Annotated in this window: 17 protein-coding genes, 1 tRNA gene and 1 pseudogene; 9 read left to right on the top strand and 10 right to left on the bottom strand. The window is 71.6% G+C overall.

The genetic code is table 11. The annotated features are described in order from the left end of the window. Positions 1 to 155 precede the first annotated feature (155 nt). The gene (leuA, locus tag ACH5A8_RS32665; RefSeq protein WP_399007631.1) at positions 156 to 1,955 is read right to left on the bottom strand and encodes a 2-isopropylmalate synthase; all 1,800 of its coding nucleotides are present in this window, start codon (positions 1,953 to 1,955) and stop codon (positions 156 to 158) included. Positions 1,956 to 2,140: 185 nt separating this feature from the next. Between leuA and ACH5A8_RS32670 the strand changes: the two genes are divergently transcribed. Then, positions 2,141 to 2,830 (top strand): FadR/GntR family transcriptional regulator, encoded by a 690-nt coding sequence (locus ACH5A8_RS32670; protein ID WP_399007632.1) that lies wholly within the window; start codon positions 2,141 to 2,143, stop codon positions 2,828 to 2,830. A gap of 72 nt (positions 2,831 to 2,902) precedes the next feature. Here the strand turns inward: ACH5A8_RS32670 and ACH5A8_RS32675 are convergent, their stop codons facing one another. Together ACH5A8_RS32675 and ACH5A8_RS32680 are read right to left on the bottom strand one after the other, a co-directional pair. Next, on the bottom strand, positions 2,903 to 3,841 hold the full coding sequence (locus ACH5A8_RS32675; protein ID WP_399007633.1) for a MerR family transcriptional regulator: 939 nt from the start codon (positions 3,839 to 3,841) through the stop codon (positions 2,903 to 2,905). Between the two features lie 269 nt (positions 3,842 to 4,110). After that, positions 4,111 to 4,545, bottom strand: coding sequence for a MarR family transcriptional regulator (locus ACH5A8_RS32680; protein WP_399007699.1), 435 nt, complete (start codon positions 4,543 to 4,545; stop codon positions 4,111 to 4,113). Positions 4,546 to 4,680: 135 nt separating this feature from the next. Here ACH5A8_RS32680 and ACH5A8_RS32685 point away from each other — a divergent pair, with 135 nt between their 5' ends. Next, positions 4,681 to 5,547, top strand: a complete 867-nt coding sequence (locus tag ACH5A8_RS32685) for an alpha/beta fold hydrolase (RefSeq protein WP_399007634.1) — start codon at positions 4,681 to 4,683, stop codon at positions 5,545 to 5,547. A gap of 1,073 nt (positions 5,548 to 6,620) precedes the next feature. Here the strand turns inward: ACH5A8_RS32685 and ACH5A8_RS32690 are convergent. The 3 genes from ACH5A8_RS32690 to ACH5A8_RS32700 all read right to left on the bottom strand — a co-directional run bounded on the left by ACH5A8_RS32690 (position 6,621) and on the right by ACH5A8_RS32700 (position 9,914). Then, on the bottom strand, positions 6,621 to 7,025 hold the full coding sequence (locus tag ACH5A8_RS32690; protein WP_399007635.1) for a DUF779 domain-containing protein: 405 nt from the start codon (positions 7,023 to 7,025) through the stop codon (positions 6,621 to 6,623). Next, positions 7,025 to 8,542 carry an aldehyde dehydrogenase family protein gene (locus ACH5A8_RS32695; RefSeq protein WP_399007636.1) on the bottom strand — a complete coding sequence of 506 codons (1,518 nt, stop codon included), beginning with the start codon at positions 8,540 to 8,542 and terminating at the stop codon, positions 7,025 to 7,027. Before ACH5A8_RS32695 ends, ACH5A8_RS32690 begins: the two co-directional genes overlap by 1 nt. Before the next feature lie 130 nt (positions 8,543 to 8,672). After that, on the bottom strand, positions 8,673 to 9,914 hold the full coding sequence (locus tag ACH5A8_RS32700) for a transcriptional regulator (RefSeq protein ID WP_399007637.1): 1,242 nt from the start codon (positions 9,912 to 9,914) through the stop codon (positions 8,673 to 8,675). Positions 9,915 to 10,441: 527 nt separating this feature from the next. Here ACH5A8_RS32700 and ACH5A8_RS32705 point away from each other — a divergent pair. From ACH5A8_RS32705 to ACH5A8_RS32725, 5 genes and pseudogenes are all read left to right on the top strand, one after another. Next, positions 10,442 to 11,422: a hypothetical protein gene (locus ACH5A8_RS32705; RefSeq protein WP_399007638.1), complete on the top strand. Its 981-nt coding sequence runs from the start codon at positions 10,442 to 10,444 to the stop codon at positions 11,420 to 11,422. Between the two features lie 214 nt (positions 11,423 to 11,636). Further along, on the top strand, positions 11,637 to 13,520 hold the full coding sequence (locus ACH5A8_RS32710; RefSeq protein WP_399007639.1) for an HSP90 family protein: 1,884 nt from the start codon (positions 11,637 to 11,639) through the stop codon (positions 13,518 to 13,520). Positions 13,521 to 13,522: 2 nt separating this feature from the next. After that, entirely contained in the window at positions 13,523 to 16,465 is a 2,943-nt protein-coding gene (locus ACH5A8_RS32715; protein ID WP_399007640.1) for a hypothetical protein, read from the top strand. 452 nt (positions 16,466 to 16,917) lie between these two features. Then, positions 16,918 to 17,126, top strand: a pseudogene (locus ACH5A8_RS32720) (hypothetical protein). 76 nt (positions 17,127 to 17,202) lie between these two features. Then, positions 17,203 to 17,892 (top strand): restriction endonuclease, encoded by a 690-nt coding sequence (locus tag ACH5A8_RS32725; RefSeq protein ID WP_399007641.1) that lies wholly within the window; start codon positions 17,203 to 17,205, stop codon positions 17,890 to 17,892. Positions 17,893 to 18,197: 305 nt separating this feature from the next. On the opposite strand, the gene ACH5A8_RS32730 is transcribed toward ACH5A8_RS32725, so the two are convergent. From ACH5A8_RS32730 to ACH5A8_RS32740, 3 genes are all read right to left on the bottom strand, one after another. After that, positions 18,198 to 18,929, bottom strand: coding sequence for a hypothetical protein (locus tag ACH5A8_RS32730; protein WP_399007642.1), 732 nt, complete (start codon positions 18,927 to 18,929; stop codon positions 18,198 to 18,200). A gap of 371 nt (positions 18,930 to 19,300) precedes the next feature. Beyond that, complete coding sequence (locus ACH5A8_RS32735; protein ID WP_399007643.1) at positions 19,301 to 19,432, bottom strand: hypothetical protein; 132 nt, start codon at positions 19,430 to 19,432, stop codon at positions 19,301 to 19,303. Positions 19,433 to 19,447: 15 nt separating this feature from the next. Beyond that, positions 19,448 to 20,890 (bottom strand): amidase, encoded by a 1,443-nt coding sequence (locus ACH5A8_RS32740; RefSeq protein WP_399007644.1) that lies wholly within the window; start codon positions 20,888 to 20,890, stop codon positions 19,448 to 19,450. A gap of 89 nt (positions 20,891 to 20,979) precedes the next feature. On the opposite strand from ACH5A8_RS32740, the gene ACH5A8_RS32745 reads away from it, so the two are divergent. Continuing rightward, entirely contained in the window at positions 20,980 to 21,624 is a 645-nt protein-coding gene (locus ACH5A8_RS32745) for a TetR/AcrR family transcriptional regulator (protein WP_399007645.1), read from the top strand. 212 nt (positions 21,625 to 21,836) lie between these two features. Beyond that, positions 21,837 to 23,111: an APC family permease gene (locus ACH5A8_RS32750; protein ID WP_399007646.1), complete on the top strand. Its 1,275-nt coding sequence runs from the start codon at positions 21,837 to 21,839 to the stop codon at positions 23,109 to 23,111. Positions 23,112 to 23,813: 702 nt separating this feature from the next. On the opposite strand, the gene ACH5A8_RS32755 is transcribed toward ACH5A8_RS32750, so the two are convergent. Next, a tRNA-Met gene (locus ACH5A8_RS32755) sits at positions 23,814 to 23,887 on the bottom strand. Positions 23,888 to 23,917: the final 30 nt, after the last annotated feature.

Here is a 23,917-nt window from a genome sequence, read left to right on the forward strand (position 1 = left end):
ACTGCAGGGGGGACCCTGTGGGAGAGTAGGACACCGCCGAACAAATTTTAGGGAAAACCCCGCACCTCACGGTGCGGGGTTTTCTGCGTTCCGGGCCGTTCCCCAGCCGGCTTTCGATGCGCCGGCGAACCGTCCCGAGGGGTAGGCGTCAGCCTTTACGAGTGGTCCTGCCAGGAACGGTTGACAGCGGCCATGACCGCGTGGACGGAGGCGGTGAGGACCGAGGTGTCCCAGCCGGCGCCCCAGCAGGCGACATCGTCGACGCGACACTCGGCATACGCGACGGCGGGGCTGCCCGGCCCGGTGTCGGTGGAGTGCTCGGTGTAGCCGAGAATGTCGACGGTGACGCCGATGCCGCGCAGGGCGTCGGCGAAGGCGGACAGGGGCCCGTTCCCGCTTCCCTGACAGACCTGTTCACGGCCGCTCGTGCGCAGCGTGCAGGTGAACCGGTGTTCGCCCGGGGCGGGTTCGGCCGTGTTCCAGGACTCCAGTGTGACCGGGCCGTCCTGGGCCGGAGCGATGTAGGTGCTGTGGAACAGCTCCCACAGCTCCTTGTGCGACAGCTCCTCGCCGGTGGTGTCGGTGACGTGCTGGACCGTGCGGGAGAAGTCCGGCCGCATCGCCTGCGGCAGGTTCAGGCCATGGTGGGTCCGGAGAAGGTGGGCGATGCCGCCCTTGCCGGACTGGGAGTTGATCCTGATGACCTCCTCGTACGTGCGGCCGATGTCACCGGGATCGATGGGCAGGTACGGAACCGCCCACGGGGCCTCCCCGACGGGTACACCCTTCTCCGCTGCCTGCTCGGCATGGTGGGCCATGCCCTTGGCGATGGCGTCCTGGTGGGTGCCGGAGAACGCCGTGTGCACCAGGTCGCCGCCGTAGGGGTGCCGGGGGTGGACCGGCAGCCGGTTGCAGTGCTCCACCACCTCGCGCACCGCGTCGATGTCGGAGAAGTCGACCATCGGGTTCACACCCTGCGCATACAGGTTCAACGCCAGGGTCACCAGGTCGACGTTCCCGGTCCGCTCGCCGTTGCCGAACAGGCACCCCTCGACGCGCTGCGCCCCCGCCAGGACGGCGAGTTCTGCACAGGCGACGCCGGTCCCGCGGTCGTTGTGCGGGTGGACCGAGAGGATCACCGACGAGCGGCGCGCCAGGTGGCGATCCATGTACTCGATCTGGTCCGCGTACACGTTGGGCGTGGCGATCTCCACCGTCGCCGGCAGATTGTGGACCACCGGCCGGTCCGGGCTCGCCTCCCACAGCTCGGTGAGGCTGTTGCACACCTCCAGGACGAAGTCCGGCTCCGTGAGGTTGAAGACCTCCGGGGAGAATTCGAACCGGATGTCGGCCCGCGGCCGTTCCTCGGCGCGGCGCACGAGATACGTGGCGGCGTCGTGGATCAGCGCGTGGACCGCCGCGCGCGAGCGCCCCAGGACCACGTTCCGCCAGGTGGGCGCGGTCGCGGTGTACAGGTGGACCAGGGTGCGGGGCAAACCTTCGACGGAGGCGATGGTCCGGTCGATCAGGTCCCGGCGAGCCGCGGTGAACACGGAGATGGTCACATCGTCGGGGACGGCCTCGCTGTCGGCCAGGTGCCGTACGAAGTCGAAGTCGGTCTGGCTCGCGGAGGGGTAACCGACCTCGATCTCCTTGAAGCCCATGGTGACCAGGAGATCGAACATCCGGCGCTTGCGTTCGGTGTCCATCGGCTCTGCCAGGGCCTGGTTGCCGTCCCTCAGGTCGACCGGCACCCACAGCGGAGCCCGCTCCAGTCGGCGTGACGGCCAGGTCCTGTCGGTCAGAGGCAGAGCGACCCGCTGGTGCGCGGGCTGGTAGCGGTGGTGCGGCATCACACTCGGGCGCTGGGGATTCCAACTCGGCGCGTCCGCCGGGATGTCACCGCGGGGGGTGCGCAGGGTGGGAAACACTGTGCTTCGAGAGGCGTAAGCCATCGTGCGGAACTTCTCTCAGTCGGCCATCAGGAGACCGGCGCAGCCTCGGACCCCGCTGCGGGGTGCCGGTCGTTTCAGGCCCCGCAGCGGCAGCCGAGGAGAAGACGCTCGCGCAGCAGCATGCGGGTACAGTAACGACAACTCAGCTCCTCAGACAACCTGCGGAGTGGAAAGGTGAACCTCACATGCCACTAGGCGCGTTGCGGCCGTCCCCCTTGGTCGAACAGGCCACCGCGCACCTGCGCGAGCAGATCACCAGCGGTGAGTGGGCCGTGGGGACGAAGCTTCCCGGCGAGGTCGCCCTGGCCACATCCCTCGGTGTGGGGCGCTCCACCGTCCGCGAAGCCCTACGAGCCCTCGCCGGCGCGGGGCTGGTGCGGGCCCGTCAGGGATCCGGTGTCTTCGTCATCGCGGCCACGCCCAGGGAGGACTGGTCCACCCGGCTCCGGCAGGCGGCCATCAACGATGTCTACGAAGTCCGCCTGCTCGTCGAAGTCGGAGCCGCGCGGCTGGCCGCCGGGCGCCGCACCGAGGCCGACGTCACCGCCCTGCGGGAGGCCCTGGCCAGGCGCCGTGCGGCGGGGAGCGCCGACGACGCCGAGTTCGTCGAGGCCGACATCGCGCTGCACGAGGCGGTGGTCGCCGCGGCGCACAACCCCGTGCTGACCGGGCTGTTCACCGAGTTCGTGCCGGTGCTGAAACAACAGCTGCTCGCCCTGGTCGAGTTGCTCGACCTGCGGGCCGACGACCCCCACCATGGCGAGGAGGGCCACGCCGTCCTCGTGAACACCGTAGTGGCAGGAGATGCGGAGGCCGCCGCACGCGCGTCGCGGCACGAACTCGAGCAGACCCTCGCCCTCCTCCACTCCCTGTGACCCCGCCGGAAGCCCACGGAACGGGCCAACGGCGCCCGCCACCGCTCCGGCGACCGCCCGGCCTGTGCCCGACTATCGCTCCGTTCGGACGCGGACGGCCTGGATGGACCAGCTGAGCGCCGGTGCCAGGCTCTGCGGGGCGGGCCAGCCGTTGATCACCGCGAGCAGCTGGAAGTGCCGGTCCCGACGGGCGTCGTTCACGCCTTCCAGCCGGGCCAGCAGCAGGCGGCGCAACTCGGCGTCGTCGGAGCGGCCGAGGACGTGGGCATGGTGAGCCGCCAGCGCCGCGACGATCGGATCGGCCTGGCGTGAGGCCGGGTCGATGCCCGCCGCCAGAGCGGAACCGGCCTGGTCGCGGACGACGGCGGTGAGATCGCGGCGCGGGCCCGTGGTGTCACCCTGCGCCTGTTCGGCCGCGTGATCCCCGGCCATCCGCCGCATGCCGGCGCGGAAGTCCGGGTTCAGGGCGAGTTCGGCCCATTCCACCCATGCCCGGACCTGCTCCACCCCGGCGTCGTCGGGTACTTCGGGTGTCATCGAGCGTCTGATCCCCGCGAACGCGGGGTCGGCACCGAGACCGTCGAAGGCGGCATCGAGGAAATCCCCGATCAGACGTCGGCGCTCGTCCCCGGAAAGCCGGGCCAGTTTGTGCACGAGATCCGTCTCCTCTGCGGTGAGTCCGCGCTCGGCCACCGCCGTCAGCACCGCGTGCCGAAGGCGCAGGACCCGGATCCGCACGGCCAGGGCTTCGGCGTGCGTGGCGGCGATCTCAGGAAGCGAGAGTTCCCGCTCCACGACCCCTCGGATCGTGGACAGATCCAGCCCCAGGTCCCGCAGGGTCCGCACAAGGTCCAAGCGCGCGACGGCATCGATGGTGTAGCGGCGGTAGCCGGCCGGGCTGCGGTCCGTCGGCGCCACGATCCCGCGATCGGAGTAGAACCGAATGGTCTTGACCGTCAGACCGGTCCGCCGCGCCAGTTCACCGATCGAGTAGAGCGTGTCGCCGTCCATGCCCCCACCTTGGTGTCTCCCCCCACGGGAGACTCAAGCCCGTCCCACCCAACGACGGCATCCTGTTCGGCCATGTGCCCGGCCGGGTGTCCCGGCGCTCATCGGACGCGTACCGGCATGATCCCGTGTCTCGGCGTGGTTCGTGGGCGTCCAGCATGGTGACGCCGTTGTAGCGGCAGTCCTGGAGGAAGTGCCCGGACTGTGCCGGCCGGAAGGACCCCGGTCGGCGAGCCATCACACTTCTCCGCCCCTCGGGGCCCCGGGAGCGGTCATCGGTCCTGCTCCGGGCCGAGGACGGCGTGGGCGGCCGTCAGGAAGCGCCGCACGGTGTCGCGTTCGGCGGGGCCGAAGGAGTCCAGCACGCCCATCAGCCCGTCGATGACGGGTCCGAAGAACTCCTGCCCCAGACGGATCGCCTCCGGTTCGACACGCAGCAGGACACGGCGCCGGTCGCGGTCGTCGCGGGTCCGGGCCACGTGCCCGAGCCGCTCCAGCCGGTCGATCACGGCGGTGGTACCGGCCGAGTTGAGGCCGAGGCGCCTGCCGAGCAGGCCGGCGGTGGCCGGCTCACCGGCCCGGGCGGCGTCGAGAAGGCAGATCAACGCCCGTACGTCGGTGCTGTGCATGGCATTGCGATCGGCGAACTCGGACTGACGCAGGCCGAATTCCACGCTCACGGCGCGCAACAGGTGCACCAGCCGCAGAGTGTCGGGCTCTTGCGGCCCGCGACCGCTCCCGCCGGCGCTGCCACGGCCATCGTCCTGGTTGTCGTCCACGTCGCCTCCGCCTAAGATCACTCGTTGAGCGAGATTATCGCACGGCGAGAGAATGAGGTCGCCATGTCCGTGCCCGTACCCGTGCCCGATTCCTTCCGCACCGCCTACGACGAGGTCCTCGGCCAGTGGCCCGGGCCGGTCGATCGCGCCGACCTGCGCACGCCCTACGGGGTCACCCGAGTCAACAGCTGCGGCTCGGCCACGTCCCCGCCGCTCGTCCTGCTGCCCGGGGGCGGTGCCACCTCCACGGTGTGGGGAGCCTGCGCCGCGGCCGGCCTCGCCCGCCGTCATCGGGTGCACGGCGTCGACCTGATGGGGGACCCGGGGTTCAGCGCGCCTGAGCCCGGGCGTCCGGTCCGTTCCGTGGACGACCTCGTCGGCTGGCTGGACGCGGTCCTCGACGGGATCGGTCCCGCGGGTTCCGACGCGGGTCCGGTGCTGCTCGGCGGGCACTCGTACGGGGCCTGGATCGCCGCCCACTACGCGGCCCGGCGGCCCGAGCGGGTCGCCGGCCTTGCCCTGCTCGACCCGACCCGGGTCTTCACCGGCCTCAGTCCCCGCTACGTCCTGCGCGCGCTGCCGATGCTGGCGCGGCCCACTTCCCGGCGGATCCGCTCCTTCCTCACCTGGGAGGCTGGCGGAACCGCCCTGGACGCGGCCTGGCTGCGGCTCCAGGAAGAGACCGCCGGCTTCCCGGCCGTCCGCCCGGTCACCGGACCGTCGCCGGACCCGGCCCCGCTCAGGAAGCTGTCGGTACGCGTGCTGCTGGCGGGGAGCGCCCGTTGCCACGACCCCGGCCGCGTAGCCCGGGCCGTCGCCGGAATTCTTCCGGAAGCACGGACCGAGGTCCTGCCGGGAGTCTCGCACCACGCGTTCCCGCTGGCCGCGGCCGACAGGATCGCCCAGCGGTGGGGCGCCGAGTCCGGCTAGCAGGCCGGGACCGCCGACGTCGCACCCGCGTGGCCCCGGCCTTCCACGCGGTGAAGAACCGCCTCACGCCAGGAAGGCCGCGTCCTCCTAGGTGCTCGCCCCCACCTGATCGCTGAGTAACCCGCGCCGCCGCGAGACGAGTTGTCGCGGGGAGCGTTGCCGGGACGCCGCCATGACTTGAAGCTCACGCGGTGTGAGAAGGCATCGTGGCTCCACCCTGCTCTTCTCCAGCTCACCGCAGCCCTGCGCTGCTGCGAGCGGCCGACCCGCCTCGACGTCCGGGACACAGTCTCAAGGGGCGTTCGGGCCATCCGCTGCCTGAAGCGCGACGGCCGCCGGGAGCGCGGTCGGGTCGATGCGGGCTGCTGGGCGAGGAGGTCGCAGAAGGCCACTGCGGTGGGGTCGGGGCGGGTGCGGGTGTAGGCGGTGAGGGTACGGCGGACCGGGGGGGCGGGGCGCACCACGACGCCTTCGGAGTGGGGCGCGAGGACATTGGCCGGCACCAGGGCAGGGCCGAGTCCCACCTGCCCGTCTCCCCGATGGCCCGGTCGGCGGCCGGGAGTGCGAACTGCACGGAGGTGAGTTCCTCCGGCAGGTCCCACAGCCGACGGCCGCTTTCGGCATCCAGTGCCCGGGGCGCCGACGGCACCGTCTGCGGCGCGCCGCGCAGCTCACCCATCGTTGGGACCGGACTCCGCTTCGAAGTGGACGAGTTGGGTGCCGGTGTGGTCGAGGGGCGCCCAGCCGATGTCGTCGTCAGCGACGACGTCGTGCCGACGGTAGCCCCAGGACCAGCCGCGCCGCCCGCCGCCCGCGTCCGACGCGCGCCGATCGGCCCGCCCTCCGTTCCGTCAGCCACCATGATCCACAGTCGCGGTACCGCCGCGGCCGAGTCGGCGTTCCGCGCGAGCACCGCCACGGAGCAGAGGATCGGCCTGCCCACCCACCACGCCGTAGGCGAGGAACAAGGCCCCGGACGACTCCGAACGGCTGTGCGGGGCGGGGCCGGACACCCGGATGTCCGGCCCCGCGGTCACCGACGCCAGTGCCCGCCCGGTGGCCGCCGCGCCGAGTCACTGCGCGGGATCGGCCCCGGTCGGCAGGGGCGGTTCCGCGCGGACGCATTCCCACTCCTCGTCGGTGAAGACCCGGGACCGGAGCAGGAAGCGCACCCCCTCCGGGGCCTCGACGGAGAACCCGCCGCCCCGGCCCGGCACCACGTCCACGGTGAGGCGGGTGTGCTGCCAGTACGCGTACTGGGCGGCGCTCATCCAGAACGGGGTGTCCCCGGCGACCTCACCGAGGAGGACGTCCGCCGCGCCGACCCGGAACTCACCGCGCGGATAGCACATGGGCGCGCTTCCGTCGCAGCAGCCGCCGGACTGGTGGAACATCAAAGGTCCGTGACGGGACGTCAGTCGCCGCAGCAGGTCTTCGGCGGCCTCGGTCAGTACGACGCGCGTCACCCGGGTGCTCATCAGAAGAGACCGAGCTTCTGCTCCGAGTAGCTGACCAGAAGATTTTTCGTCTGCTGGTAGTGGTCGAGCATCATCTTGTGGGTCTCGCGACCGATGCCGGAACCCTTGTAGCCGCCGAAGGCGGCATGAGCCGGGTAGGCGTGGTAGCAGTTGGTCCACACGCGGCCGGCCTTGATCTCACGGCCGAGGCGGTAGGCGAGGTTGCCGTTGCGCGTCCAGACACCGGCGCCGAGTCCGTAGAGGGTGTCGTTGGCGATCTCGACGGCCTCCTCGGGCGAGTCGAAGGTGGTGACGGAGACTACCGGGCCGAAGATCTCCTCCTGGAAGATCCGCATGTCGTTCGTCCCCTTGAAGACGGTCGGTTCGACGTAGAAGCCGCCCTCGAGACCCGGCACCGTGCGCGGCCCGCCGCCGGTGAGCAGTTCGGCGCCCTCCTTCTTGCCGATGTCGATGTAGGAGAGGATCTTCTCGAACTGGTCGTTGCTGGCCTGGGCGCCGATCATGGTCTGCGGGTCGAGCGGGCTGCCGCCCTTGATGGCCCGAGTCCGCTCCAAAGCCCGGGACATGAACTCGTCGTAGATCGAGGAGGCGATCAGGGCCCGGGAGGGGCAGGTGCAGACCTCGCCCTGGTTCACCGCGAACATCACGAAGCCCTCGACCGCCTTGTCCAGGTAGGCGTCGTCGTCGGCCGTCACGTCGGGCAGGAAGATGTTCGGGCTCTTGCCGCCCAGCTCCAGTGTGACCGGGATGATGTTCTCGGAGGCGTACTGCATGATGAGCCGGCCGGTGGTGGTCTCTCCCGTGAAGGCGATCTTGCCGATGCGCGGGCTGGACGCGAGCGGCTTGCCCGCCTCCACGCCGAAGCCGTTGACCACGTTGATCACGCCGGCCGGCAGCAGGTCGGCGATCAGCTCGATGACCTTCAGCAGGCTGACCGGGGTCTGCTCGGCGGGCTTGATGATCACGCAGTTGCCGGCCGCCAGGGCGGGGGCGAGCTTCCACGCGGCCATCAGGATCGGGAAGTTCCACGGGATGATCTGGCCGACCACACCGAGGGGTTCGTGGAAGTGGTAGGCGACGGTGTCCTCGTCGATCTCGCCGACGGTGCCCTCCTGGCCGCGCACCACGCCCGCGAAGTAGCGGAAATGGTCGATCGCTAGGGGGATGTCGACGTTCAGGGTCTCCCGGACGGGCTTGCCGTTCTCCCAGGTCTCGGCGACGGCGATCCTCTCCAGGTTCTCCTCGATGCGGTCCGCGATCCGGTTGAGGATGTTCGCCCGTTCCGTGACGGAGGTACGGCCCCAGCGGTCGGCCGCGGTGTGGGCGGCGTCCAGCGCCAGCTCGACGTCGGCGGCCGAGGAGCGGGCCACCTCGCAGAACACCTTGCCGTCCACCGGCGACGGGTTGTCGAAGTAGCGTCCCTCCACGGGGGCGACCCACTCACCGCCGATGAAGTTGTCATAGCGGCGGGCGAAGTCGACGATGCTGCCCTCGGTTCCCGGCTGCGCGTACACCATGGCGGCTCTCCTCGAAAGGTCGGGCGGATGCGGTGCTGCGACGGCCGGTGCCGCCGCGCCGCCGCCCAGGGTGAGCCCTTCGGGTTGGCGTGAGGTTGGCGAGGCCGGGGCATCCGCGCGGCGGCCTGTCTCAGTGGCGCAGCGCCCTGACCAGCCGACCGGCAGCGATCCCGCGGCGTGCGTCGTCCCGGCCGAGGAGCCGCAGCGCGTGCTCGTGCACCTCCGTGTCGTACGGGGCGTGTTCGCCGTAGCGCAGGGCGTGTTCCGGGTGACCGCTCGCCAGCACCGCCTCGCGTACGGCGACTTCCAGATGCGTGCGCCACTCCTCGATGCCCGGCGCCACGGAGTGCGGAAGCAGCGGTCCCCGGTAGAGCCGCAGGGCGGTCTCCGCGTCACCGTGCCTCAGGGCGCGCAGCACCTCCACCGCGTCGCAGGACAGGACGACGGTGAGGGCGTACCGGCGCGTCGCGATGCCGCCGCCGAGTGCCCGGCGCAGGTGGGAGATCTCCGCCTTGAAGGTGGAGGCGGTGACGGGCCGGCCGCCGTACAGGGCCTCCCGGAGCCGCTCCGGTGAGAAGCCGTCCGGTTCGAGGGCGAGCAGCGTCAGGATCTCCACCTGGCGTGGCCGCAGGCCGAGGGGGTGGTTTCCGCGCACGGCCCGCCCGGCGCCCAGACAGCTGAGGCGCACCTCGTCCCCGGCGGCACCGGCCCGGTGCGGCCGCTCGGTGCGCAGCCGCACCTCGATGGCCGACACCAGCGAGCGCACCGTGGACATGGCCAGAGGGTTCGAGCGGTCCCAGGTGGTGGACATGTCCAGGACGCCCAGGACGCTCCCGTCCGGGCCGTGGACGGGAGCGCAGTAGCACACCCACCCGTGCAGTGCCGACACCAGGTGCTCGGCGGAGAAGACGGAGGCGGGGCGTCCGGTGCGCAGGGCGAGGGAGAGGGCGTTGGTGCCCATGGCCTGCTCGTCCCACCGCCCGCCGGGCGCGAAGTTGACCTGCTCGGCCCGGCGGCGCATGGTCCGCCCGCCGCACGTCCACAGGATGGTCCCGGACTCGTCGGTGACCGCGGTGACGAACCCGGCGTCGTCGGCGATGCTGTGCAGTTCGTCGGAGAGGTCGTCGACCGGCCGGCGCAGGGGCGAGTCCGTCCAGCGGTGGCGCACCGCGCCGCCGTCGGTGACCGGTGCGCTGTCCTGGCCGGGGTCCACGCTGCGCAGCGAGCGGGCCCAGGACTCGGCCAGCTCTTGGCGCAGGGCCGCGGCACCGCTTGTCGCCGCCGCTCCCGTGGTCTTCAACTGCGGTACCAGGCGGGACCATTCGCTCTCCGCAGCCGTCCTGCGCCGCTGGAGGTCACTGCGTTGTGACATCTGATTTCCCTGCCGTCGAACGGGGACGGTCGGCTGTCCTTTGCGAGGACTCGGTCGGACGCACCTGTCCGGACCGGCGCACCTGGCTTGGTCCGTGGTCCGACCACAGTGTTATCTGCCAACCCGACGCCAAAAGCAAGGCCGCGTTCGCGTCGTAGGCCCCACGCCGTATGAGCGGCGTCGAGGAACCGTGCTCGCGGCAGCCGCCGCCCGTACACGCTCCGGCGCGGACCCCCGGCCCCGTTCGTCCTGGCCCGCGCCGACTGGCCCTGCCCCGTCGCGGCGGCAGGTACCGGAGCATCGTCGCGCGGGGGGTGGGACCGGGCCGCCGGCCCATGGCCCTTCGGCCGGGTGTCGTGACGGCGTGTCACGGGCCCCGCTCGCGGATGCGGCCGCCGGGGCAGGGGAAGCGCGCGCGGGTGCCGGCGTAAGCCCGTGGAGCTGGGGTGAAGGCCCTGTGGCGAAGGTGTCAGTGGGGCCCCTTATGCTGCACCGGACGATCATGCGAAACCAGGGGAGGGCGCGGCATGTTCCGCAAGTTGTTCGGCGGGGGCGAGAAGAGACCGGAGCCGAATCCGTACGCCCTGACCGCCCGGCGCAGAAGTGGTGTGTACACACTGGACGCGCTCGGCGACGTGCGGGTGCTCGCGCTGGTGCAGGCCTGCGAGGAGGCGGACTGGGAGGCGGTCAAGGCGGCCCTGGCCCTCTTCGACATCGGCCGTGACCACCAGGTTCTGGCCGAACTGGCCGACGTGGACGGGGTGCAGGACTGGATCGTCCGGGCCGCTGAGGAGGACAAGGAGCACCGGGCGACGGCCCTGCTGATATCCGGGGCGCGTCACGTCCTCTGGGGCTGGGAGGCGCGCACCAGCGCACGCGCCGTCGACGTCTCGCGGGAACAGTGGCAGGTCTTCTACCAACGGCTCCGTATCGCCGAGGATCAGCTCCTGGAGGCCGCCGAGCTGCGTCCGGAGTGGATCACGCCGTGGCGCCGCCTCCTGACGTCCGGACGAGGCATGTCGGTCGGCTTCGGCGTCAACGAGGTCCGGCTCGACGCGGCCCTGCGCCGCGACCCGCTGGACCTGGAGACCCACATCGAGTGGGTGTCGTACCTTCAGCCCCGGTGGAGCGGTGAACCGGGCCAGGCCCTGGAGTTCGCGCGGGAGGCGTTCACCACCGCGCCGGAGGGCCATCGCCTCGGCTGTGTGGTCGCCATGGCCCACATCGAGAACTGGGTGGAGTCGGACAGCAAGGACTGCCTCGACACGCCGAAGATCCAGAACGAGCTGAGGGACGCGGCCGAGCGCAGCATCCTCCACCCCTCCTACGAGCGGCGCATCGGCTGGCAGGAGGACTTCAACATCTTCGCCATGGCCCTGTCGCTGGCCGCTGAGAGCACCGTGGCCCCGCGTGTCTTCCACGAGCTGGGTGGGGCGTACACCCCATGGCCCTGGAAGTACATGGCTCAGCCGGAGAAGCAGTACGCCCACTTCCGCAGACACGCCTGAGCCGCCACCGGGCCTGTGCCCCGAGGCACGGCGCCCCGCCGGTCAACCCCCGGCGCCCTGCGTCTCTGTGGCCGCCCATGGCAGCCCACGGCGCTCGTGGCTCCGAGGCAGCGCGCACCGCGCCCGCGGTTGCACGGCAGTCCACCGCGCCTGTGGCGCCGAAAGCACTTCGCCGCCTCCGTCGCCCTTCGAACACCCCACCCGGGACTCCTAGATGACTCTGCCCGACACGCCCGCGCACCCGGCCGGTGCCGACCGCACCTTCCAGGTGGATCTGCGCGGCCTCGTCGATCTCCTCTCCCACCACCTCTACTCCAGCCCCCGCGTCTACCTGCGTGAACTCCTGCAGAACGCGGTGGACGCCCTGACCGCCCGGCACCGCCTCGAACCGGGCGCCCCCGCCGACGCCTTCGGCATCCGTCTGTACGCAGACGGCTCGGTCGTACGCGTCGAGGACGACGGCGTGGGTCTCACCGAGGCCGACGTGCACAGCTTCCTCGCCACCATCGGCCGCAGCAGCAAGCGCGCAGCCGGAGGCCCCGAGGAAGAGCCCGTTCGGGGCTGGGGGAGGATCGCCGAGCAACGCGGCGACTTCATCGGTCAGTTCGGCATCGGTCTGCTCTCCTGCTTCCTGGTTGCCGACGAGATCCACGTGGTGAGCCGCACCGCCCGCACCCCCGACGCGCCCGCCGTCGAGTGGCGGGGACGCGGCGACGGCAGTTACAGCGTCCGCACCCTGCCCGGCTCTGCCCGGCTCCGGCCAGGCACCACCGTCACCCTGACGCCGCGCGCCGACGCGACGGAGTGGACCGCACCCACCCGAGTACACGCCCTGGCAGCGCACTTCGGCTCCCTGCTGCGACACCCGGTGACCTTCGACGACGGCAGAGACGGCCCGGCCCTGCCCGTCAACCCCGATCCCGCCCCCTGGGCCCGTACCTACCCGACGCCGGGCACGCGCTCGCGCGCACTGGCGGCGTACGGCGAGGACGTCCTCGGCTTCAAGCCGCTGGACACCATCGAGCTGGACCTGCCCGCCGTGGGCCTGAAGGGCATCGCCTGCGTGCTGTCCGAAGCCGTTCCCGCCGGACGCCGCCACGGCCACCGGGTACACGTCAAGGGCATGCTGCTGTCCGAGCAGGCCGAGGAGATCCTGCCCGAGTGGGCGTTCTTCGTCCGGTGCGTCATCGACGCCGAGAGCCTGCGCCCGACCGCGTCCCGCGAGTCCCTCTACGAGGACGAGACGCTCGCCGCGGTCCGTGACGCCCTCGCCGAGCGGCTCAGGGCATGGATCGCCCGGACCGCCGCCAGCGACCCGGACCTGCTTGCCCGTTTCCTCCAGATCCACCACCTGGCCGTCAAGTCGCTCGCCGTGCACGACGACGAGATCCTGCGGATGCTGCTGCCGTGGCTGCCGTTCGAGACCACCGACGGACACACCACCCTCGACGAGTTCGCGCGCACCCACCGCACCGTGCTCGTGACCTCCAGCGTGGAGGAGTTCCGCCAGGTCGCGGCCATCGCCTCGGCCGCCGGGCTCGGCGTCGTCAACGGCGGCTACACATACGACCGGCAACTGGTCCACCGGCTACCCGAGATACGCCCGGAGGCCGTCGTCGCCGACCTCGACCCGGCGACCCTCACCGCCCACCTCGACCCGGTCGACCGCGAGACGGAACTCGCCGCCGCCGCCTACCTCGCCCGGGCCCGGGACGCCCTCGCCGTCTTCGACTGCGACGTCGCGTTGCGCTCCTTCCAGCCCGCCTCCGCTCCCGCGCTCCTCATCGACAGCCGCGAGGCCCGGCACGAGCGCACCCGCTCCCGGCTCGCCCGTGAGCAGGAGGGCGGGCTGTGGGGCGACATCCTCGGCCACCTCAGCCGGCAGGAGCCGCGCGCCCAGCTGATCCTCAACCAGCTCAACCCGCTGGTCCGCGCCGCCGTCGCCATCGACGAGCCCGAACTCGCCCGTACCAGCGCCGAAGCCCTCTACGGGCAGGCCGCGATGCTGTCCCGGCGCCCGCTCAGGCCCGCCGAGTCGAGCCTCATCAACCGCTCCTTCCTCGACCTCCTCGCCCACGCCCTCCGCAAGGACAGCTGACGATGCCGACCGCACCCCAGACCACCGACGAGCTGTACCAGGCGCTCCAGGAGAACGACCGCCGCCCCTACGGTCGCACCCGCACCGCCATCGCCGAGGAACTGACCGAAGCCGCCGAACAGTTCGCAGAGCCCGAGCCGCTCATCGACGCGCTCCTCGAACTCCAGGAGGCGTACACCTATGGCTCCGAACCGCGGAAGTCGCCCGTCGTCTTCGCCCGCCTGCTCACCCTCTTCGACGAGCAGCCCGACGTCTTCGACGAGCGCCAGCGCAACCAGCTCTTCTGGCGGTTCAAGTGGGTGGCGAACGCCTTGCGCGCACTGCCCGAGGTCCCGCTGTCCGGCCTGCGCCAGTGGCTGACGGAGATGCGCGACCGGTACGAGAAGGCCGGTCTCGGCCTCCAGCCCTGCTACGGGCAGGCCTACCAGTTGGCGAGTCATCTGGGTCAGGACACCGCCGCCGCCTACGAACTGTGGGCGGCCCGCGTGCGCACCCCGTTCAGCGACTGCGAGGCCTGCGAGATCTGCGAGCGAGCCCGCCACCACCTCACGGCCGGCGACGACGAGCGGGCGCTGCGTATCTGGGAGCCGGTCCTCGCCGGGAAGCGGTCATGCCAGGAGGAGCCGGCCCGCTCCGCCTCGTACGCGCTGCTGCCCCTGCTGCGCACCGGCCGAGCCGACGAGGCCCGCGAACTGCATCTCGCCGGGTACCGCGCCTGCCGTCGCAACCCCGCCATGTCCGCAGAGGTCGGTCGGCACCTGGAGTTCTGCGCACTGACCGGCAACGAGGCGCGAGGCCTGGAACTGCTCGCGGAGAACCGGAACCTGTTCGACGAGGTCGACTCGCCGCTCGACCTGCTCAGCTTTCTCACCGGCGTCGAGGTCCTCCTCCAGCGCGTGGAGTTCCTGGGCCACGGCGAACTGCCCGCCGCCGGATACGCCGGCCGCACCTGGACCGTGGCCGCCCTGCGCGCGGAGGTCCGCGGCCGCGCCGACGACCTCGCCGCCCGCTTCGACAGCCGCAACGGGACCACGGCGCACGCCGACCGCCGCGGCGCCCGCCTGGAGCGCGCCCCGCTTCTGGAGGCCCTCGAACTGACTTTGCGGATCCGCACCCTTGAGGACGTGGCCCCGGCCGCCACCCCCACGTCCACCGCGTCCGCGTCCACCGCCCGCACGGCCGCGCCCCTTCCCGAGTCGCTCCCTGAACTCATCGCCCGTGCACGGTCGTTGGAGGAAGAGGGACACCCGGACGCCAGAGCCTGCTGGGCCCGGCTGCGCACCCTGCTCGACGCCTGCGACTACACCCATCCCGACGACCCGGACGTGGGCCCGCTCGCACGACTGCGCGCCGACGTGCTGGCCGACGAGGCCGGCCGAGCGGGGGAGCGGGACGACTTCTCCACAGCCATCGCCCTGTACGCGCAGGCCGCCGCCCTCTACGAGGAAGCGGGCCTGCCGGGCGACGCCGCGCTCGCGCGCGCCGGCGCGCTGCTCGCCACCGCCGAGAATGCCGGCGAGGACGCCGACCCGGCCGAGAAGACCGCCGCGCTGACCGACGCCCACGCCGCCATGGTCCGCTCGCACGAGGAGACACCGGACCTCGCGCCGTGGCAGGAAGCCCGCCTGCTGCGGCTGCGGGCGACCGTGCTCGGCCTGCGCCTCCAGACCTCGGGAGACGAGGCGCACGTGGCGCCGACGTTCGCCGAGATCGACCTGCTGCACGAATACTCCGTCCGGCACGAGGTCGCCGGACAGATCTCCGGCGCCCGGCTGCTGCGGGCCAGCACCCACGCCCTCGCCGGCGACCTGCCCGCCGCCGTCACCGAGATCGACGCCCTGCTCGACCGGCTGCGGGCGGACGGCCCCGCCTGGCACCTGCCCCGCACACTCGTGCTCCGCGGCCAGCTCCAGCTCGGTCTCCGGGAGCCGCAGGCCGCGCACGCGGACCTGACCGAGGCGCTGCGACTGGCCGCCGACTGGCCGGGGAACGTGACCGACGCCGATCGCGGCCACGCCATGCTGGCCCAGGCCTGCATGCACCTGGGTCGCCCGGACGAGGCCCTGCGGCACCTGACGCGCTCGGCCGAGCTGGACCTCCGTCGCGGCAGCCGGACCGATGCGTACTGCACCTACAGCAACGCCGCCCAGCTCACCCTCGACCTGGGCCGTGTCGAGGACTGCATCGCCCTGCTCGACTCGCTCCTGATCGAACCCGACGTCGTCGCCGGCGAGCTGGACGACAGGCTGGTCGCGCAGCTGCGGCTGACCCGCGCCCGTGCGCTGCACGCGGGCGAGGACCTGAAGGCCGCCACGGCGGAGTTCGTCTCCCTCGCGGCGGAATCGGCCGACTGGGACGACGACCCGTCGAGCCACGCCATGATCACCGCGGAGACGGCGGTACTGCTCGGCGAGTCCGGCGAGTTCGACCGCGCCCGCGAGGTCGTCCAGCAGGCGCTCGCCGCCCACACCCTGGCTCCGCGCTACGAGCAGCTCAGCAGCTGTCTGCGCGAACTCGCCCGGCTCCAGGCCCACCAGCAGGGCGCGGAGGGCCTGGCCGGAGCCCTCGCGCACCTCGCCGACGCCGGTCGGATCGCCGACGAGGCACGCGCCGCCGGTTTCGAGGCCCGCGACCGCTCCCTGGACACCGCACTGGCCTACGAACACGGCCGGGTCAACGCCTACGCGGGCCAGTACGAGGACGCCCTGACCGCCCTGGAGAAGGCACTCGCCCTGCTCGGCGATCCGAGGGAGGACCAGGAACACGCCGGTGAGTGGGCCGAGTGCGTCCGGCTCGCCGGGGCGGTGGAGGGCGTCTACCTGGAGCGCCCCGCCCCCGCTCTCACCCGCCTCGACGCTGCGGTCACCCGCCTGACCGCGCTGGGCCACACCGAGAAGACCGAGCCGTTGACCTCCCTGGCGACGCGGCTGCGCGACGACGAGTGACGCGAAGGGCCACCGCGCTCCCTCAGGCGTCGGGTCCGCCGCCCTCCCCGGGCGGCGGCGCCCGTCACCATACTGTCCGCCCTCGACAGCCAGCCCGGCCACCGCACCCTGGAGACCGCACCGGCACCGGCGGGAACGGCGCGCTTCTGGTGCTGCGTCGGCCACGTCCTCACTCAAGACGGCGGACAGCGGACGACGAGGAAACCCGTGCCGCGTACGACCGGGTCACCGCCACGGCCGGCGTCCGGCAGATCCCGTCCGCGTGTGCTCGGCACCTTTCGTGCGTGGGACCGACTGATCTGTCGCGCGGTATTCGGCCAGGTCTCGATGGTTCTATGCCATTCGTCGACGACCCGCCTCCGACATCATCGGGGCCCGGCTACACAAGAGGCCCGGAACGGCGTCCCGCCGTTCCCACCTGTGACGGCCGGTCGTCGGGGGAGGTCGGACGGTTGCTGACCATCAATGTGACGCTGCTGCTCGGGGTCATCGTCGTCTGGCGGCTGCGGCGGCGTACGGAGGCCCGTAGCCGCTTCGACGAGAAGCTGACCGTCGCCATTGTCCTGGCACTGGGCGTCCTGATCGCTCCACCCCGGACGGCCAGGGGATCTTGAACCTCCTGGGACAGCTCGCGAGCGGCGTCACCGAGGCCGGCCGATGAATCCCCCTACACGCGAATGCCGGACGACACCTGCCGACGACCACTGCGGATCACGGGGCAGGGGAGAGGGTGACTGATGACGGCACGTCGAGGGCGTCGGCACCTGAAGAAGCGGACGCGTAGGCAGTTGCGGGCTTGGGGCGCGGTGGTGGCACTGGTCGCCGCGGTACGGGTGGCCGGGCACTGGTCGACGGTGTGGCCCGTCCTGGTGGCCGTGCTCGCCGCGGCCGTGGTGGGCGGGACGGGCTGGACGCTGTTGCGGGCGCACCGTCACGCGGTCGGCCAGGACCGCGCCTGGCGGGCACAGGAGGACGCCAGGGCACGGGAGTTGTCGATGGCCGACGTCGACGCGTTGTCGTGGCAGGAGTTCGAGACGTACGTCGCCGAGCTGTGCCGACGGGACGGCTGCACGAAGGTCGTCGTCAGCGGCAGAAGCGGCGACCTGGGCGCGGACGTCGTCGGCTACCTGGCCGACGGCCGCAAGCTGGTCGTCCAGTGCAAGAAATACGCGCCCCACCGGAGCGTGTCCTCGCAGGACATGCAGAAGTTCGTCGGCACCGCACGCCTCGAACACGGCGCGGACGTCGCGTTGTTCGTCGCCACCTGCCGCACATTCACCAAGGCCGCGCTGGGCCTGGCGCTGCGGCAGGACATCGTGGCTTTGCACCGCGATCTGCTGGGCGCCTGGGTCAAAGGCGCTCACCTGGAGACCTTGATCCCGCTGAACGGGAGCGGCGGCGGCACCGGGCGACGCCCTCCTGCCTGACCGCTACACCCAGCGGCGGGTGAGGCCGAAACGGCGGCCCGACCAGCAGACCGACTTCGGTTCATGCTCGGACGGGCAGTGGTGGGACGGCGGTGCTCAGACATGGGCGGGTTCGGTGCCGGGAGGCAGGCGGCCTGGTGATCGGCCTGCCGGACTCCGCTTCCTCCCGCCCATGCCCTGACCTGGCCGACTACTGCCGTCGCCGGCCTGCGCGGGGCTCGCTCGCCCGACCGCAGGGGGTCAGTGCGAGCTGTTCTGGCCCAGCGGACGTCAGTCACGGATGGGGTTCGCCGTTCGGCGGTCGGTTATGGCTGGCCCAGGGGCACCCGCTGTGAGCCGCTCCGAGAGGGAGCGGCCACCGGCAGCGGTGCGTTCGGGGCGATTCGGTGCGGCAGCCGGCGGGCACCCGGCAGGACGGCCAGGCCGAGGGCGAATCCGTAGCAGGTCACGAGTCCGTGCCCGTTGTCCTGGGTCAGCCACATCGCGAGGCCTGCCGCCGGTACGCTCACCGCGAGCAACCGCTCTTTGGTGGCCGTGCTGGTCAGTACGAGGCCCGCGGCCAGGGTGGCGGCGAGGAAGTACGTCGCACCGGAGCTGCCGGCGAAGTTGCGTGGGTCGGTACCGCGGGCGGTTTCACCGAACAGGGCGTCGATGTGCTGGGGCAGCAAGATGCCGGTGACGAACAGCGTGAGCATCAGCGGCCAGCGCCAGAACCACTGTGCCAGCGCCGAGATCGCCGCGAGGGTGACGATGTTCCAGATGGCGCCGAAGGTTCCGCCGTTCTGCATGAACGTCGAGGTCAGCACACGCCACCAGCCGCTCCTGCGTGGATCATTGTCCAGCGCGTTCATCGCGCCCGGCCAGGCCGCCTGGAGGAGCACCGCGCCGACGGCCAGACCGGTCAGGGCGATCGCTCCCCAGGGGACCGGCCGACGACGGATCGTCTCGTCGCCTACGAGCAGCACCCCGGTCCGGAACATCAGCACCAGCAGCGCCGCGGTCGTCAGGTTGAACACAATCGCGCTCAAGCGAGTCATCCCCCGTATGAAATTCTGTCAGGTCGGTGATCACAGTAGTGCCTGAGGGTTCGCCGTCCGGCTGGCCGAGTCCTGGCTCACCGCCCTGATGGGCACGCGAGGGGTGGGGGCGGGGCTGTCGGTCCGGCAGTCGTGGGTATCGAGTCCCGGACCGATGTCCGGGGCTCGATCGCGTATCCGCAGGGGCCGATGCGCACGCCGACCGAGCGGGACGGGGCCGGTCAGGCGGCCCGTGGTCCGGTCGGCGTACGGAACACGCGCGGCCGCGGGCAGGAGCCCTGATCGCGTCGAATTCGGTCCGCTGCACGTGCGCTGCTCTGGCGGGAAGTGACGGTGCGTCGGCGGTGACGGCGGTCCGGACCGCCTCAGCGTCACAGCTGCCGGGCTTTCTCGTACAGCGAAGGCTGCTCGTCGGTCCGCTCCCGCGCGGTGGGCCGGCCGTACTCGTCGCGCAGCTCCAGGACGCGGCCGTGAGCCTCGTCGGCAGCGCTGTGCAAGTTCACGAGGCGCGACTTTGACTACCGCGCGGCAGCCGGGACTTCCGGGCGAGGGTCGACCGGCGCGAGCACGCCGAGGCGGTCCTCGATCTCCTGGGCGGCGGCCAGGCACAGGTCTTCCCGGAACGCACGCCCGACGATCTGCACGCCGGACGGCAGTCCGTCGCTGACTCCGGTCGGTACGGCGACCGCGGGCACGCCCACAAAGCTGGTCATCGTGCACAGGCGCATGCCCTCGGTGACCCGCTCCCGTCCCGCTTCGTCGCGTGACTCCAGGCCCGGCTCGACGGCCGGCTCGGTGAACACCGGTCCGAGCAGCAGCGGGAACTCGTCGAGGAACTTCGCCCAGGAGCGGCGGATGCCGAGCCAGGTCCCCATCAGCCTGGTGAGTTCCGCGGCGTTCGCAGGCGGAGTCTTCTCCATGGCCATCTGGATGTAGCGGTCTCCGCCTTCGCCGAGCAGTTTGCGCACCACCGGCCAGGTCGGCGCGAATTCGGTCACGGTGATCCGGCCATACGCCTCCAGGGCCTCATCGGACCGTGGAACGTCCGCCATCTCCCGCACGTCGTACCCGGCGTCGCCCAACGCGTCGGCCGCGGCCGTGACAGCCGCGCGGACCGTGGGATGAACGCCGTGGCCGCCGGGGTCGGCGACGACCGCGACCTTGACCGGCCCCGGCAGCGGTTCGCCGTAGAGGGGCACGGGTACGGCCCGCGGGTCCCTCGGGTCGGTCCCGGCCAGCGCCTCGTACGCCAGCCGCAGGTCGGCGACCGTACGGGCCAAGGGCCCGTCGGTGACCAGCATCTGTGAGGCCGGCCCCGGGTCGTCCGGGCCCAGGACACGGTGGTCGGCGGGGAACCGCCCGGTGGTCGGCTTCAGCCCCGTCACGCCGCAGAACGAGGCCGGGATCCGTACGGATCCGCCGGAGTCGTTGCCGAGTCCGAGCGCGGCCATGCCGGTGGCGACGGCCACTGCGTCACCGCCGCTGCTGCCGCCCGGGGTCCGGCTCCGGTTCCACGGGTTGACGGTGTCGCCGAACAGCTCGCTGCGGGTGTGCATCCCGGCCAGGACCAAGGTGGGCATGTTGCTGTGGCCGATCGGTATGGCTCCCGCCGCGCGGAGCCGGGCCACAGGGGGTGCGTCGGCCCGAGCCACCAAGTCGCGGAAGCGTGCCGTTCCGAGTGTGGTCGGAACGCCTTCGACAGCGGTGGTCTCTTTCACCGTGAACGGCACGCCGGCCAGCGGCCCGAGTTCCTCGCCCGCTGCCCGCCGCTGATCCATGTGTGCCGCGGCCTCGCGGGCTCGCTCGGCCAGCAGTTGCGTGACCGCGTTGACCTGTGGATTGACCTCGGCGATGCGTTGCAGGTGGCCGTCGACCAGTTCGACCGCCGATATCTCTCCGCAGCGGACCGCCTCCGCCTGAGCGGCGGCGGTCATTGCCCACAGGGCGTTCTGCCTGATCATCGCGCTCCCTATCCACATGCTGCAGTGCTTGTGTCCGAACCCTGGGCCGTAGCGATACGATCGTATCGGAAAAAGGAGGCTGACCGAGCATGCCCAAACAGGTCGACTACGAAGGCCGACGCCGCCGGATCGCCGAGGCCGTCTGCCTCCTCGTCGAGGAACACGGACCTGAGGGAGTGAGCATGCGCGACGTCGCCGCCCGCGCGCAGGTCTCACTGGGCGCCGTGCAGCGCTGCTTCCGCAGCAAGGGGCAGATGCTCCTCTTCGCCGTCGACCACGTCGGCGACCGCATCATCGAACGTGCAAGGGCCCGCCTGGCCGCAAGCCCGGCCCAGCCGGCTGCCACGGCCCTGAGCCACGTGACCAACGAGATCGCCCTGCTGCGCGAGGAACACCGCGCCGAAGCACGGACCTGGCTCGCGTTCGTCGCTCAGGCCGCTGTCAGCGAGCCGCTCACCGGCCCACTGAGAACCAGCTACGCGGCCCTCCAGAACCTCCTCGTCCGCCTCATCACGGAGGCCGACGAGAGCGGCTCGGCCGACGAAGGCGCTACGCCGCCCAGCCCGCAGCACGAGGCCCGCACTCTGCTTGCTCTCGCCGACGGCCTCACCACCCATGTCCTCATAGGTCACTTGACCGCAGAGGAAGCCGCAGAAGTCCTGCATGCGCACCTGGAACGGCTCGGCACCCCCCGCCGCGAACGGCCGTCTGAGACTCAGGGCACCCCTCGCTGATCCGAGAGCCCCTCCCAGGTCACCCGGCACCTGGTTCGACGCTCGTCCGCGGCACCCCCGACGAGTAGGCAGCGCCCACCCCAGCAGCGCCATCGAACCCGCTGCTCAACTGCCTCAACGGCTCTCCAGCGCGCGGTGTTCAGTTCGATCCCTTACCGTGCGCGCGGACTGGGAAGCATGTCCGCGGTCACCGCCGACAAGGAGATACGACATTGAGCAGCACGCCCTCGGCCGCCCCCGGCGTGCCCGACGAGCTCCAGCGGCGCCTCGGGGTACCCGACGCGCTGATGATCGGGCTCGGATCGATGATCGGCGCCGGCATCTTCGCTTCCCTGGCCCCGGCCGCCCACGCGGCCGGCTCCGGCCTGCTGCTCGGCCTCGCCCTGGCAGCGGTCGTGGCCTACTGCAACGCCACCTCCTCCGCCCGGCTCGCCGCCCTCTACCCCGCCTCAGGCGGCACCTACGTCTACGGCCGCGAGCGACTCGGCGAATTCTGGGGCTACCTGGCCGGCTGGGCCTTCGTCGTCGGCAAGACCGCCTCCTGCGTGGCCATGGCTCTGACCGTCGGCACCTACCTCTGGCCAGGCCAGGCCCACGCGGTCGCCGTCACCGCCGTAGTGGCCCTCACCGCAGTCAACTATGCAGGCGTCCACAAGTCCGCCCTGCTCACCCGCGTCATCGTGACCATGGTCCTCTCGGTCCTCGCCGCCGTCGTGGTCGCTTCGCTGACCTCCGGCACCGTGGACACGTCTCGCCTGGACATCGGCTCGGACGCGACGGCGGGCGGTGTGCTGCAGGCCGCCGGATTGCTGTTTTTCGCGTTCGCCGGCTACGCCCGCATCGCCACCCTCGGCGAAGAAGTCCGCGACCCTGCCCGCACCATCCCGCGCGCCATCCCGATCGCCCTGGGCGTCACCCTCCTCGTCTACGCGGCCGTCGCCGTGTCCGTCCTGCTCGTCCTCGGCCCGCACGGCCTCGCCGCCGCCGAGGCCCCGCTGACGGAGGCCGCGCGGACGGCCGGCACGGACTGGCTCGTCCCCGTCGTACGCGTCGGCGCCGCCGTCGCTGCCCTCGGTTCCCTGCTCGCGCTCATCCTCGGCGTCTCGCGCACCACCCTGGCCATGGCCCGCGACCATCACCTGCCCCACGCCCTGGCAGCCGTGCACCCGAAGTTCAAGGTCCCTCACCGTGCCGAACTCCTCGTCGGCGCTGTCGTCGCCGTCGCGGCCGCGACCACGGACGTCCGCGCAGCGATCGGGTTTTCCTCCTTCGGTGTCCTGGCCTACTACGCCATCGCCAACGCCTCTGCCTGGACCCTGACCCCGGCCGAAGGCCGCCCGGCCCGGATCATCCCCCTCATCGGCCTCGCCGGCTGCCTCGTCCTGGCCTTCGCGCTCCCGCTGACCTCCGCGCTCACCGGCGCCGGTGTCCTCCTCGTCGGCGCCGCCGCCTACAGCATCCGCCGCACCGGCGCCCGCCAGCAGTAGACAGGACCCGGCGTTCGGCCGCGCTGGACAGGCATCGACCCGCCCGCGACATCACCTCGACCGGTGCCCCGAGGGGGTGGGTTCGTGGTTCCCCGAGTCCAGGAATCCACGAAGCCGCGTGCTTGCCGTCAGCCGGGGCGGAGCCGTCGGCCGGTGCGCGGGTCGGGGACGAAGGGGTCCAGGACGCCTTGATCTGGTCGTCGTCACGGCAGTTGCCGCGGTCCGGCCCCAAGGGCCGTCCTGGGCCACCGACGAGGTTGTCGGCGTACGGACTTTGCCCAGATGCGTACGGAGTGCGTACGGACGAACGTCCCCAGCTCTGGCCGCAGGCGGCGGCAACGGGACAGAGGGCCCCGGTTGAGATCGATGCCCCGAGCAGGGACACTCGCGCGATGAGCCGCAGCACATCGTCTGAACCGATTCGAGCGAGGGTGGGACGAGCCCTGGTATCGGGTTCGTAAGGAGGGTTTCGAAGCGCCGTTCCTGCCCAGCGACGGCGAGGACTCGGAAGTGGTCTGCGACGTCTGGATTGCCTCCTTGCGTCAGGGCCTCGATTCCGTGAGAACGGTGGCTGAGGCGGCGTCGTTGCAGCCCAGTGCGTTGACGGCTTCTGCGACCGCGGTGCCCTGTTCGCCGAGAGCCAGGTCCGAATCGGCACACACGCAGTGAAGGCCCGGTGGATGCCGGGCCTTCACGTTCGAGTAGCGGGGACAGGATTTGAACCTGCGACCTCTGGGTTATGAGCCCAGCGAGCTACCGAGCTGCTCCACCCCGCGTCGGTACGGTGAACTGTACGGCACCGATCG

The sequence above is a fragment of the Streptomyces sp. NPDC018610 genome (assembly GCF_044391765.1).
Taxonomy (GTDB): domain Bacteria; phylum Actinomycetota; class Actinomycetes; order Streptomycetales; family Streptomycetaceae; genus Streptomyces.

What these genes read in the sequence shown, in the direction of transcription:
- ACH5A8_RS32740 (WP_399007644.1), bottom strand. Translation starts at nt 20,890, where the DNA reads ATGATCAGGCAGAACGCCCTGTGGGCAATGACCGCCGCCGCTCAGGCG.
- ACH5A8_RS32695 (WP_399007636.1), bottom strand. Translation starts at nt 8,542, where the DNA reads ATGGTGTACGCGCAGCCGGGAACCGAGGGCAGCATCGTCGACTTCGCC.
- ACH5A8_RS32745 (WP_399007645.1), top strand. Translation starts at nt 20,980, where the DNA reads ATGCCCAAACAGGTCGACTACGAAGGCCGACGCCGCCGGATCGCCGAG.
- ACH5A8_RS32675 (WP_399007633.1), bottom strand. Translation starts at nt 3,841, where the DNA reads ATGGACGGCGACACGCTCTACTCGATCGGTGAACTGGCGCGGCGGACC.
- ACH5A8_RS32705 (WP_399007638.1), top strand. Translation starts at nt 10,442, where the DNA reads ATGTTCCGCAAGTTGTTCGGCGGGGGCGAGAAGAGACCGGAGCCGAAT.
- ACH5A8_RS32715 (WP_399007640.1), top strand. Translation starts at nt 13,523, where the DNA reads ATGCCGACCGCACCCCAGACCACCGACGAGCTGTACCAGGCGCTCCAG.
- ACH5A8_RS32725 (WP_399007641.1), top strand. Translation starts at nt 17,203, where the DNA reads ATGACGGCACGTCGAGGGCGTCGGCACCTGAAGAAGCGGACGCGTAGG.
- ACH5A8_RS32710 (WP_399007639.1), top strand. Translation starts at nt 11,637, where the DNA reads ATGACTCTGCCCGACACGCCCGCGCACCCGGCCGGTGCCGACCGCACC.
- leuA (WP_399007631.1), bottom strand. Translation starts at nt 1,955, where the DNA reads ATGGCTTACGCCTCTCGAAGCACAGTGTTTCCCACCCTGCGCACCCCC.
- ACH5A8_RS32670 (WP_399007632.1), top strand. Translation starts at nt 2,141, where the DNA reads ATGCCACTAGGCGCGTTGCGGCCGTCCCCCTTGGTCGAACAGGCCACC.
- ACH5A8_RS32700 (WP_399007637.1), bottom strand. Translation starts at nt 9,914, where the DNA reads ATGTCACAACGCAGTGACCTCCAGCGGCGCAGGACGGCTGCGGAGAGC.
- ACH5A8_RS32685 (WP_399007634.1), top strand. Translation starts at nt 4,681, where the DNA reads ATGTCCGTGCCCGTACCCGTGCCCGATTCCTTCCGCACCGCCTACGAC.
- ACH5A8_RS32730 (WP_399007642.1), bottom strand. Translation starts at nt 18,929, where the DNA reads ATGACTCGCTTGAGCGCGATTGTGTTCAACCTGACGACCGCGGCGCTG.
- ACH5A8_RS32690 (WP_399007635.1), bottom strand. Translation starts at nt 7,025, where the DNA reads ATGAGCACCCGGGTGACGCGCGTCGTACTGACCGAGGCCGCCGAAGAC.